Annotated in this window: 10 protein-coding genes; 2 read left to right on the top strand and 8 right to left on the bottom strand. The window is 61.3% G+C overall.

The window, feature by feature from the left end; translation table 11 throughout:
* The first annotated feature begins 119 nt into the window (after positions 1-119).
* On the top strand, positions 120-1,316 hold the full coding sequence (locus BSF40_RS06440) for an AAA family ATPase (RefSeq protein ID WP_095964490.1): 1,197 nt from the start codon (positions 120-122) through the stop codon (positions 1,314-1,316).
* Between the two features lie 395 nt (positions 1,317-1,711).
* Here the strand turns inward: BSF40_RS06440 and BSF40_RS06435 are convergent, their stop codons facing one another.
* The 8 genes from BSF40_RS06435 to BSF40_RS06400 form a co-directional block, all read right to left on the bottom strand.
* Complete coding sequence (locus tag BSF40_RS06435; protein ID WP_007972924.1) at positions 1,712-2,494, bottom strand: MetQ/NlpA family ABC transporter substrate-binding protein; 783 nt, start codon at positions 2,492-2,494, stop codon at positions 1,712-1,714.
* Positions 2,495-2,762: 268 nt separating this feature from the next.
* Positions 2,763-3,683: a sigma 54-interacting transcriptional regulator gene (locus BSF40_RS06430; protein ID WP_095964489.1), complete on the bottom strand. Its 921-nt coding sequence runs from the start codon at positions 3,681-3,683 to the stop codon at positions 2,763-2,765.
* 55 nt (positions 3,684-3,738) lie between these two features.
* Positions 3,739-4,320, bottom strand: a complete 582-nt coding sequence (locus tag BSF40_RS06425) for an alpha/beta hydrolase (RefSeq protein WP_007972928.1) — start codon at positions 4,318-4,320, stop codon at positions 3,739-3,741.
* A 276-nt stretch (positions 4,321-4,596) separates the two neighbouring features.
* Positions 4,597-4,998, bottom strand: a complete 402-nt coding sequence (locus BSF40_RS06420) for a biopolymer transporter ExbD (RefSeq protein ID WP_007972930.1) — start codon at positions 4,996-4,998, stop codon at positions 4,597-4,599.
* A 1-nt stretch (position 4,999) separates the two neighbouring features.
* On the bottom strand, positions 5,000-5,725 hold the full coding sequence (locus BSF40_RS06415; protein ID WP_007972931.1) for a MotA/TolQ/ExbB proton channel family protein: 726 nt from the start codon (positions 5,723-5,725) through the stop codon (positions 5,000-5,002).
* A gap of 44 nt (positions 5,726-5,769) precedes the next feature.
* On the bottom strand, positions 5,770-6,579 hold the full coding sequence (locus BSF40_RS06410; protein WP_095964488.1) for an energy transducer TonB: 810 nt from the start codon (positions 6,577-6,579) through the stop codon (positions 5,770-5,772).
* Positions 6,580-6,838: 259 nt separating this feature from the next.
* Positions 6,839-9,199, bottom strand: coding sequence for a TonB-dependent receptor (locus BSF40_RS06405; protein WP_095964487.1), 2,361 nt, complete (start codon positions 9,197-9,199; stop codon positions 6,839-6,841).
* A 134-nt stretch (positions 9,200-9,333) separates the two neighbouring features.
* Positions 9,334-10,254: a TauD/TfdA family dioxygenase gene (locus BSF40_RS06400; protein WP_095964486.1), complete on the bottom strand. Its 921-nt coding sequence runs from the start codon at positions 10,252-10,254 to the stop codon at positions 9,334-9,336.
* Positions 10,255-10,437: 183 nt separating this feature from the next.
* Between BSF40_RS06400 and BSF40_RS06395 the strand changes: the two genes are divergently transcribed.
* Positions 10,438-11,358: a LysR family transcriptional regulator gene (locus BSF40_RS06395; RefSeq protein WP_095964485.1), complete on the top strand. Its 921-nt coding sequence runs from the start codon at positions 10,438-10,440 to the stop codon at positions 11,356-11,358.
* Positions 11,359-11,434 lie beyond the last annotated feature (76 nt).

Genomic DNA, 11,434 nt, shown 5'->3' with positions numbered 1-11,434 from the left:
ACCTTGCACGAGCGTCTTATGAAGAAAAAATCCACCCTGCCTTACGTCCAGAACACTTGCCCCAGGCACTTGCCCGTAGCGGACAATGGGCGTCGCTCGACCCCGCCACAGGACCCCACATGCTCAACACGCTCGCGGTAGCCAACTACCGCTCGATCAACAAACTGGTGATCCCGCTGGGCCGACTGAATCTGATCACCGGCCCCAACGGCAGCGGCAAGTCCAACCTGTACCGTGCGCTGCGCCTGCTGGCGGAAACCGCCCACGGCGGCGTGGTCAATGCTCTGGCCCGTGAAGGCGGGCTGGATTCGACCTTCTGGGCCGGTCCGGAAACCCTCTCCCGGCGCATGCGCACCGGCGAAGTCGCCATCGAGCCCACCGTGCGCCAAGGCGTCAAGCGTCTGCGCCTGGGGTTTGCGGGAGAGGATTTCGGCTACTCGATCAGCCTCGGCCTTCCCGATTCCAATGGTCACTTCATGCTGCCAGGGCACAGCTCGCCGATCCCGTCCTATTTCAGCCTCGACCCGCAGATCAAGCGCGAATGCCTGTGGGCAGGCGCGTTCTACCGCCCGGCCAGTCTGCTGGTCGATCGTGACGGCCCGATGATCCGCGCCCGCACCGAGCGCACGTGGGATGTGCTGGCGCAGTACACGCCGACGTTCGACAGCCTGTTCGATCAGGTCGGCAGCCTGCGCGGTTCACCGGAAGTGCTGGAGATGCGCGAGTTCATCCGCCGCTGGCGCTTTTACGATCATTTTCGCAGCGATGCCGACGCCCCGGCGCGTCAGCCGCAACTGGGCACTCGCACACCGGTGCTGCATCACGACGGGCGCGACCTGGCGGCGGCCTTGCAGACGATCATCGAAATCGGCGATCCCGACGCCTTGCGGGCGGCGATCAGCGACGCCTTCCCCGGCGCACGACTGAACATCGAACCCCTGCCCGGTGGACGCTTCGCCATCGAGTTCTTTCAGGAAGGTTTGTTGCGGCCGCTGTCAGCCGCCGAACTGTCGGACGGAACCTTGCGTTACCTGCTGCTGGTCGCCGCGCTGCTGACGCCTCGGCCGCCGACACTGATGGTGCTGAACGAGCCGGAAACCAGCCTGCATCCGGACCTGTTGCCGGCGCTGGCACGCTTGATCATCCGTGCCTCGGCGCAGTGCCAGGTGTGGGTGGTGTCTCATGCCCGGCGCTTGATTTCGGCGTTGCAGGAGGACCCGGACTGCAACTGCATCGTGCTGGAGAAAAATCTTGGCCAGACCGGGATCGTGGGCCAGCGCATGCTGGATGAGCCGGCATGGTATTGGCCGGATTGAACGGCGCGTGATTTGCCGGGATAAGGGAAGACGTCTATTTTCCCTTGTACCGTAGGAAGGATCTTTTTTTCGAAACACAGCTCCAAGGACGAACCACTTTTGGCCAGACTCCCGGCCAACACCTCACAAGGACGAGAACATGGCAGACGTAAAAACGCCGCAACGGCTGGATCCACAGGACATTCTGAAATTATTGATGGCGTTGCGCAGGGCGTTGAAGGCCAGGCCGGCCTGATCCAAAAAAGATCGCAGCCTTCGGCAGCTCCTACAGGGAAACGCATTCCAATGTAGGAGCTGCCGTTTAGGCTGCGATCTTTTGATCTTCAGTCGTAAAAAAACGCCGACGCTAAATCAGCCGTCGGCGTTTGAAACCTTGAAGGGGTTTGCTTCGCGAATCAGAACGCTGGCAACACCGCGCCGCTGTACTTCTTCTCGATGAAGGCTTTCACTTCCGGGCTGGTCAGGGCCTTGGCCAGTTTCTGGATGGCAACGCTGTCCTTGTTGTCTGGACGGGCCACCAGGAAGTTCACGTAAGGCGAGTCGGCACCTTCGATCACCAGCGCGTCTTTAGCCGGGTTCAGACCCGCTTCCAGCGCGTAGTTGGTGTTGATCATGTCCAGGTCGACCTGATCCAGCACACGCGGCAGCATGGCCGACTCAAGCTCCTTGAACTTGAAGTTGTGCGGGTTCTTGGCGATGTCTTTAGGGGTGGCCAGGGCGTTTTTCGGGTCTTTCAACTCGATCAGGCCAGCCTTCTGCAGCAGGATCAGGGCACGGCCGCTGTTGCTGCCTTCGTTCGGGATGGCAATGGTCGCGCCGTCTTTGAGCTCAGCCAGGGTTTTGACTTTCTTCGAGTAGCCACCGAAAGGTTCGACGTGCACGCCGATCACGGTTTCCAGGTGAGTGCCTTTGCCTTCGTTGAAGCTCTTGAGGTACGGCAGGGTCTGGAAGTAGTTGGCATCCAGACGCTTCTGGTCGACCTGCACGTTCGGCTGAACGTAGTCGGTGAAGACTTTGATTTCAAGGTCCACGCCTTCTTTGGCGAGGGTTGGCTTGATCAGCTCGAGAATCTCGGCGTGTGGAACCGGGGTCGCGGCAACCACCAGTTTTTCGCCAGCCTGGGCCAGGCCCGCGGTCAGGGCAGCCGCCAGTGCGGTGAACAACAGAACCTTTTTCATGCAGTGTCCTTATCGAAAATCACAGTCGCTTGTGGCGACGGCTTGAAGATGAGAGTGCCAGTGAAGTGCTATCGCTGGCGTGAAGCGGACAATACCGGGATTTTTTATTCCCGAACAATAACGTTTATTCAGCTTCATATTCCATTTTGTTCATACAACTGTAGGAGCGAGCTTGCTCCGGGCGGCGTTCCGACGATGGTCGTGAACGAAAACGCGCAAAACCTGATACCCAACGGCGTCTGTGGGTTTCTCGCGAGCAAGCTCGCTCCTACAGAAATCCGGCGTTTGCGAGCAGTTGTTTCAAGGCGTCTTTTTCGGCGGCTGATCCATTGTCGAAAATCTGCTTAATCTGACTGTCGATCTGCGCCAGCGGATCAGGCAAATTCAAATGCTCCGGCAAAATCTCGTCGCCCGTACTCACCAGCAGCGCAAAGTGAATGACGTTTTCCAGCTCCCGGGTATTGCCCGGCCAACTGTGGCGTTCCAGCACAAGCTGCGCGGCTTCGCTGATCAGCGGCACCGGCAGGTCGAGACGCTGGCTGTAGATGCCGAGGAAGTATTCGGCCAGCGGCAGAATGTCCCCCGTACGCTCGCGCAGCGCCGGCAGTTCTAGCGGGCCTTCGCTGAGGTAGTGATAGAGCCGTTCATGGAATTTTCCGGCGGCCACCGCCTGGGCCAGGTCGATGCTGGTGGCCGCCACCAGCCGTACATCCACCGGGCTCGGCTGCTGAGCGCCGACGCGGGTGACTTCGTGGTTCTCCAGGGCGGCGAGCAGTTTGATCTGGATCGGCAGTGGCAGGTCACCGATTTCGTCCAGGTACAGCGTGCCGCCGTTGGCCGAACCGAACCAGCCGGCACGACTGCTCGCCGAACCGCTGTAGCTGCCCGCCGCATAGCCGAACAGCTCGGCGTCGGCGTAGGTCGGGCTGATGGCGCCGCAGTTGACCGACACGAACAACCCGCCGCGATCACTGGCGCGGTGGATATGACGGGCCAGCAACTCCTTGCCGGTGCCGGTTTCGCCTCGAATCAGCACCGAGACTGAACGCGTGGCCAGTTGCTCAAGGTCTTCACGTAATTGCCGCGAACGCGGATCGACAAACACCAGCGCCTTGGCGCGGATGCTCAGAGGACTTTTTTCGGCGTCGGGAAAAGTCAGCAGCGGCTGACCGAAGGTTTCAAAGCTCATGGCAGACTCCCGCCCAAAACCGCCGGGAGACGGGGGCGTTAAATAAAGAAAGTGTTCAAGCGCGGCGCAGGGCGTGGTGTTCCATGCGGTTTTGCAGGCGATAGAGATAGGCAAAACCCTGCTCCCAACGCTGGTGACCGGACTTCACGTTGATATGCCCCGCCCCCGCCAGAATCCCCGCCTCGGCACCCCAATTGCGCGCCAGCTCCAGGGCCCGCGGCGCACTGACGGCGCTGTCGTTGTCGGAGCTGACGACCTGGCTGGGAAATGGCAGCAGGTCCGTCGGGATCGGCGCGAAGTTGCGCAAGGCCGGTGCACAGGCCGGGCGCTCGACATCCGCCGGTGCGACCAGCAGGGCACCGCGCACCTGACGCAGGAATTGCACAGGCGCAGTGGCCGCCCAATGGGCGACGGTGATGCAACCCAGGCTGTGGGCAATCAGGATGACCGGCGTGCTGTCGGCGGCAATCGCCTCGGCCAGCGCCGCGACCCAGTCTTCACGGCGCGGCGTCAGCCAGTCGGCCTGCTCCACCCGTGCGCTGTTCGGCAGGCTGTTCTGCCAGTGGCTTTGCCAATGATCTTCTGGCGATCCTTGCCAGCCCGGCACAATCAGGTAGCGAATTGATTCGTTGCGCATGGGGGAGCTCTCCTGCTGCGTGTCTGTTCCCGGTCGAGTATAGGGAGGAGAGTTATATTCGTTAAGGAATAAGAAGCTATTTATTAAGACCCATATAGAATATAAAACACATAACCTGTGGGAGCGGGCTTGCTCGCGAAGGGGCCATCAAATCCAACATCCTTGTAGACTGACACTCCGCATTCGCGAGCAAGCCCGCTCCCACAGGGATGAAATTCAGTCCAAAAAAAGGGGCCGCACCCTGCCAAGGAGACGGCCCCGGAAAACGAAAATCTGTTAACGCGCAGTGATCACCGACAACTTGGTAATTCCTGCCCGTTCAATCGATGCCATGGCCCGCGCCACCTCGCCGTAATTCACACCATCGTCCGCCTGCAACTGCACGCGCACCTCGGGGTCTTTGGCCTTCGCCGACTTGAGGTTGAACTCCAGCAAGTCCGGCTGTATCTCGTCCTTGTTGATGAACAGTTTGCCGGCACCGTCGATGCTCACCACCAACGGATCCTTCTGCTCCACCGGCGCCACCGCCTCGGTCTTGGGCAGGTTGATCGGAATGGCGTTGGTCAGCAGCGGTGCGGTGACGATGAACACCACCAGCAACACCAGCATCACATCCACCAGCGGTGTCACGTTGATCTCGCTGAGCACCTCGTCAGTGTCTTGCGTGGAGAAGGCCATATCAGGACGCCTCCTTCACTTTCTGCGCGTTGCCCTGGGCTGCCACCTTGTGCGCCGTCGGGTGGATCAGCACGCGGAACGAACTCTTCTGCGCCAGGCTGTAGAAGTCGTGGGCGAAGTCATCCAGGTCCGCCGCCGTCAGTTTCAAGCGCCGCAAAAAGTAGTTGTAAACCAGCACCGCCGGCACCGCGACGGCGATCCCCACACCCGTGGCGACCAGTGCCGCGCCAATCGGTCCGGCGACCGTTTCAAGGCTTGCCGAGCCTGCCGCGCTGATGCCTTTCAACGCTTCCATGATTCCCCACACCGTGCCGAACAAGCCAATGAACGGCGAGGTACTGCCAATACTGGCGAGCACGGCCAACCCGGTTTCCAGCGACCGGCGCTCGCGCACGATCTGCTGGCGCAAGGCTCGCTCCAGACGATCCTGATGGTTGATCGCCTGGCTCAAGTCCGCCGCCTGTGGCGTCTCGCCCACCTGGATGGCCGCATAACCGGCCTGCGCCACCCGGGCGGCCGCGCCGGGCCGGGTTTCGCTCAGTTCGGCCGCCGAGTCGAGACTCGAAGCGGCCCAGAACTGCTGATGAAACTTTCGATCCTGTGCCTTCAGCCGACCGAACTGCACGCCCTTGAGCAATGCCAGGCCCCAGGTCGCGACGGAAAAAACCACCAGCAGCCAGATCACCGCGCTTTCGATGGATTCAAGTGGAGAGGCCAGTAACGTCATGATGTATTCCTCGTGTAAACGTTTCGCGCGAAATTGGTTTCTGTTTAATGAATCTTGAAATCGATGGGCACGTTGACCCAGCCATCCCGGGCGACATCACCTTGCTTGGCCGGCACGAAACTCCAGCGTTTCACCGCATTCAGCGCGGCGTCGTCCAGTGCATCGCGACCGCTGCTTTTCTGGATCTGAATCTCGCCGGGCTTGCCGCTGGCCAACACATGCACGCGCAACAACACCGTGCCTTCCCAGCCGCGACGCTGGGCCAGCGACGGGTATTCCGGCGCCGGGTTTTTCAAGTAGCCGGCGGTGGCGGAGGCCGGTGTTACGGGCGCAGGAGCCGGTGGTGCAGGTGGCGCCGGGGCCGCGACAGGTGCTGCCGGCTTCGCTGGCGCCGGTGGCTGCTCAACGGCTTTTGGCGCCGGTTTCGGTAGCGGTTTGGCGACCGGTTTGGGCTTGGGAACCGGCTTCGGTGGAGGCGGCTTCACCGCCAGTTCATCCTCCACAGGCGGTGGCGGCTCAATCACGGGTTGCACAGGTTGCGGTGGCGGCGGCTCGACCACCGCGGGCGCCGGACGGGAGAACTCGATAGTCATGGGCGGGACTTCTGGCGGCACGATCGGCAGTACCGGGGTCGGTTGCTGATTGACCCAATAGATCACCGCGCCATGCACCAGCAACGCCAGCACGCCCAACACAATTGCTTCACGCCGGCGAAGGACGCCTTTGGGGGCTCGCTGCAAACGCAACTGCCCCAAGGGCACCCGGTGCGGTCGGCCGAGGTCGACCAATTCGCCACCGGGTGCCTGGCGCCAAAGCACCTCATGTGCACCGGTGGCGATCTGGACATTGCCCATTGTTTAACTCCCTGCGGTCTCTTTGCGGATAACCGGAACGTCGTGCTGAACATCCCCCGACGACGCCCCGGTAGAGCAATCATTGGCTTGAACGCTTAGCTCTTAAAGTAATGTTTAAACTTATATTTAGACTCAAAACGAATAAATAAAACCCTCAACCCACCGCCAGAGCCCGTCGTTCAAGGGCTCCGGCGTAGTGGATAAAATCCGATGCTTTTCGGGCATTGAAAGTATTCATTCGAAGCATGCGTTTTCGCCGTCAGAAGTCGTATCGGCCGGTCACACCCAGCGTGCGGGGCGTACCGAGCAGGCCTTCATAACCACCATTGGCGGCCGTCCACAGCGTCGTGTAGTAGGTTTTGTCGAAGGCGTTTTTCAGCCACAACGAAACGTCCCACTGCCCCTGGTTGAAGTCACCGCGCAGTCCGGTTGACAGGTTGACCACCGCATAACTCGGGATCTGCCCGAAGTCGGAGTCTTCCACCGTGCCCACCGCTTTGGAGCGGAACGCATAGCTGGCGGTGACGTACTCCTCGAAGCCATTACTCAGGTTCCACTTGTATTCGCCGTTGGCGTTGCCGATCCATTTCGAGGCGCCGACCACTTGATGGCCACTGAGGTCGCAAGACGCCGGAGCACCCGGCGCCAGGCTGACTTCCGGCGGGCACGGTGCATCCTTGTAGGAGAGGTAGCTGACGTCGTTGTACGAACCGTTGATGTTCAGCGTCAGGCCGCGTAGCGGGATCAGGGTGCTTTCGAACTCCACGCCACGGGAGCGCACGGAACCGGCGTTGGTCAGGTACTGCACGCGATTGACGTCGTCGTAGGCGTTGGTCTGGTAGCCGTTGACCTGGGTCCAGAACAGGTTGGCGTTGAGTTGCAGGCGACGGTCCCACAGGGTGCTCTTGAAACCGAGCTCGGCGTTGTTGGCGCGCTCGGTGCCGATCAGCAACGAGTCGGCACCGGCCACCGGCGCCATACCGACGGCCAGGTTGACCCCACCGGATTTTTCGCCGTGGGACAACGTGGCGTAAGTGAGCAGGTCGTCGGTGAGGTGGTAGCTGAGGTTCAACAGGCCCGAAGGACTGGAGCTGTACTGGTTCAGATCGCCGGAATCGTAGGCCCCCGCACGAGCGCGTCGTGACGCGGCGGCCGCGCCGGTGACTGCAGCACCACCGGCGGGTGCATTGCGGGTCACCCAGGCGTTTTTCTCTTCATAGGTGCCGCGCAGGCCGGCAGTGAAATCCAGGCGTTCGGTCAGGTGCCAGGTGCCCTGTGCGAACAGCGCGAAGCTGTTGGTTTCGATATGACCGTTGCCGACACTGTCGATGTTGTTCAGCGCACCGGTGGGCGTGCCACTCCAGATATCCGCTTGCGGCCCGTAAAAGGTGAAGGATTTGTTGTCCAGGTCGGAGCCGAAGTAATAGGCGCCGAGCACGTAGTCGAAGAGCCCGCCGGTAGGCGACGCCAGGCGAAACTCCTGGGAGTACTGCTTGTCCTCCACCGAAACCCCGGCGTTGTAGAAGACGGTGGCGTTCAGGCCGTCATCATTGCGCGGGGTGAAATTCCACCAGCGATAGGCGCTGATGGATGTCAGGGTGAAGTCGCTCGGCAGCGTCCAGTTCGCCTCCACCGACGTGCCGCCCTGATGCACGGTGACATGCTGGTCGTTGTTCAGGTTGACCTTGCGGTGCGTGCCGTCGACCAGTGTCGCGCCCGCGGCATTGGCCCGGGTCTGGTAAAGGTTGGTGCCATTGATGGTCGGCCCGGTGCTGAACAACACGCGGGTGCCGGCGCTGGAATCTTCTTCGTTGTAGTCGCCGATCCAGCGCAGGTTGAACGATTCGTTCGGCTTGAACAGCAACTGGCCACGGAAGCCATCGCGCGAGCCGCCGTTCAAATCGTGGCCGTCGAATTCGTTCTTGATATCGCCGTCGCTGCGGGTGCGATACGCAGAAAAGCGCCCGGCGAGATGGTCATTCAGCGGGCCGGAAATCGTGCCCTTGGTCTGGAAGTAGCCATCCTCGCCCACCGAAGATTCGATGCTGCGTTCCGGGGTGAAGGTCGGCGCGCGGGTGCTGATGTTGATCACGCCGGCGGTGGTGTTCTTGCCGAACAAGGTGCCTTGCGGACCGCGCAGCACTTCGAGCTGCTCGATGTCCATCAGGTCGAATACAGCCATGCCCGGCCGGCCGAGGTAAACGTTATCGAGGTACAGACCGACACTGCCTTCCAGGCCATCGCTGGCCGGATTGTTGCCCAAGCCACGAATCGACACGCTGGACTGGCGCGCATGCATGTAGGCGACGTTGACGCTGGGCACCAGTTGCTGCAAATCCTGGATGCGATAGACCCGCTGGGCTTCCAGGGTCTGGCCGCTGACTACGCTCATCGGGGTGGGTACGTCTTGCGAGCTTTCTTCGCGGCGGCGAGTCGTGACCGTCACGGTTGCCAGTTGGGCATTGTCGGCCGTGGCGGTTTTTGCCGGGATGGTTTCAGGGGTGGCGCTTTCGGCCGCATAGCCTTGGGTCCAGCTGGCACTGCCTGCCAGTAGCAGGGCCAGGGGCAGGCGTTTGAGCCGTTGGGGTGAGGAGGTTTGAGCAAAGTGCAACGGACTCATAAGGCGGGGTTCCCGATCAAAAAAAGTTCTTTGTTGCTTGCCAGGCCGCCTTCGCGGGCAAGCCCGCTCCCACACTGACCGTGTGAACACTGGAGATCCCCTGTGGGAGCGGGCTTGCCCGCGAAGGCGTCGGCTCAGACGCCGTCGATATCCGGCCCTTTCACCGTCTGGCTGACCTGCCCGTTCACACCCACCGGCACTTCGCCCTTGAGCGTCACACGGCGCACGATCCGGTCCTGGGTCCCGTAGTCATCCACCGCATAATGCTGGGTGGAGCGGTTGTCCCAGATCGCCACGTCACCGGCCTTCCAGCGCCAGCGCACGATGTTTTCCTGGCGGATCACATGGCTTTGCAGCAACCCGAACAGGTGCGCCGAATCGGCCTGGGAATAGCCCTTGATGCGTTTGACGAAATGCCCCAGCAACAGGCTCTTCTCGCCGCTGATCGGGTGCACGCGCACCACCGGGTGTTCGGTCTCGTAAACCGTCGAGGTGAAGACCTTGCGATAACGCTCCAGCTTCTCCGCCGAAACGTCCGGCCGGGTGCCGGCGTAGTCGTATTCGTTGCTGTGCACGGCGACCAGTTTGTCGGCCAGCTCACGCAGCTCCTCCGACAACCCGTTGTAGGCGGTGGCGGTGTTGGCCCACAGGGTGTCGCCACCGAAAGCCGGGGCCACCACCGAGCGCAGGATCGAGGCTTTGGGGTAGGCCTCGACGAAGGTCACGTCGGTGTGCCAGGAGCTCGCACGCTGGCCCTCGGCACCGTCCAGTTCCAGCAGAAAACGCGTGCCTTCACGCACCGGCACGGTCGGGTGCGCCACCGGCTCGCCGAGCAGGTGGGCAAACGCCTCCTGGCGCTGATCGTCGAGTTGGGTCTGCTCGCGGAAGAAGATCACCTTGTATTGCAGCAGCGCCTGTTGAATGGCTTCAACGGTGGCGGCATCCAGCTCGCCGGAAAGCTGTACGCCACGGATTTCGGCACCGATGCGACCGGCCACCGGGTGGATTTCAAGCGCGTGAACAGCGGGTTGTACTGCGAAAGCGGCATTGCTCATGGGTAGACCCTCATCAGACTGCTTGCGGTTGAACCGGCCGCGAAACACTGCTCTATCTATATTCTATTTAGATCTAATAGATATCAACATGCTTCGTTGACGGAATAAGAGGTTGCATTTAAAACCTCAGTCAACCCTCGTCGCAAATGCCTTCGAGCTATTTTTAGGATGCCGGAAAAGCATATGGATCTTCGCCAGTTGCGTTACTTCATCGCCCTCGACGAACACCGCAGTTTCGTGCGCGCGGCCGAGGCCATGGGCATTACCCAACCGGCCTTCAGCCGCAGCATCCAGGGGCTGGAGCAAGAGTTCGGCTGCGTGTTGGTGGACCGTGGCAACAAGGATTTGCGCCCGACCCCAGAGGGCCTGGTGGTGCTGCAACATGCCCGCAGCCTGGTGCAGGGTGCGGCGCTGCTCAGCGCCGAAGTGACGCAGATGACCAAGCTCGATGCCGGGGAACTGCGCTTCGGTTGCGGCCCGGCGCCGGCGGTAAAACTGGTGCCGGATGCGGTGGCGCAATTCATCAATGCACACCCGAAAGTGCGCACCTGCTTCGAAGTGGATAACTGGGAAAAACTCAGCCGCGCCCTGAGCCGTGAGGAGATCGAATTCTTCATCGCCGACATCCGCCATTTCGAGTCCGACCCGAACTTCCAGACCCAGGCGCTGACGCCCAAACGCGGTGTGTTTTTCTGCCGTCCGGGGCATCCGCTGCTGGCCAAGGAGAGCCTGTCGACCAACGACATGTTCGATTACCCGCTGGCGACCACGAAGATCCCGCCAGGCATTCGCAAACTGCTGGCGAACCTCAGTGGGCGGGTGGATTTTTCGCCGACCCTCGAGACCGAACATTTTCCGGCGCTGGTGAAGGTGGTGCTGCAATCCAACGCCATCGGCGTGGGCACGCAAGAGGCGTTCATCGAGGACATTGCCCAGGGTTCGCTGGTGCTGCTGCACTGGCGCAATTTGCCGCAGAACATCGAGAGCATGAATGCGCGGTGCGGGATTGTCAGTCGCACCGGGTTCCGGTTGTCGCCGGCGGCGCGGGCGATGATCGAGACGCTGGTGGCGGTGGACAGGCAGCAAGTCAGCGTCGCGGTTTAGGGCCTCTTCGCGAGCAAGCCCGCTCCCACATTTGACCGCGTTCGTTCTGGCGACCTGTGGGAGCGGGCTTGCTCGC

The sequence above is a fragment of the Pseudomonas sp. ACN5 genome (assembly GCF_002303975.1).
Lineage (GTDB): Bacteria > Pseudomonadota > Gammaproteobacteria > Pseudomonadales > Pseudomonadaceae > Aquipseudomonas > Aquipseudomonas laurylsulfatiphila.
This window is presented reverse-complemented; position numbering and strand designations above follow the sequence as displayed.

Bases quoted from the DNA above. Each gene is read 5' to 3' on its own strand.
- BSF40_RS06440 (WP_095964490.1), top strand. From the start codon at position 120: ATGCTCAACACGCTCGCGGTAGCCAACTACCGCTCGATCAACAAACTG.
- BSF40_RS06435 (WP_007972924.1), bottom strand. From the start codon at position 2,494: ATGAAAAAGGTTCTGTTGTTCACCGCACTGGCGGCTGCCCTGACCGCG.
- BSF40_RS06430 (WP_095964489.1), bottom strand. From the start codon at position 3,683: ATGAGCTTTGAAACCTTCGGTCAGCCGCTGCTGACTTTTCCCGACGCC.
- BSF40_RS06425 (WP_007972928.1), bottom strand. From the start codon at position 4,320: ATGCGCAACGAATCAATTCGCTACCTGATTGTGCCGGGCTGGCAAGGA.
- BSF40_RS06420 (WP_007972930.1), bottom strand. From the start codon at position 4,998: ATGGCCTTCTCCACGCAAGACACTGACGAGGTGCTCAGCGAGATCAAC.
- BSF40_RS06415 (WP_007972931.1), bottom strand. From the start codon at position 5,725: ATGACGTTACTGGCCTCTCCACTTGAATCCATCGAAAGCGCGGTGATC.
- BSF40_RS06410 (WP_095964488.1), bottom strand. From the start codon at position 6,579: ATGGGCAATGTCCAGATCGCCACCGGTGCACATGAGGTGCTTTGGCGC.
- BSF40_RS06405 (WP_095964487.1), bottom strand. From the start codon at position 9,199: ATGAGTCCGTTGCACTTTGCTCAAACCTCCTCACCCCAACGGCTCAAA.
- BSF40_RS06400 (WP_095964486.1), bottom strand. From the start codon at position 10,254: ATGAGCAATGCCGCTTTCGCAGTACAACCCGCTGTTCACGCGCTTGAA.
- BSF40_RS06395 (WP_095964485.1), top strand. From the start codon at position 10,438: ATGGATCTTCGCCAGTTGCGTTACTTCATCGCCCTCGACGAACACCGC.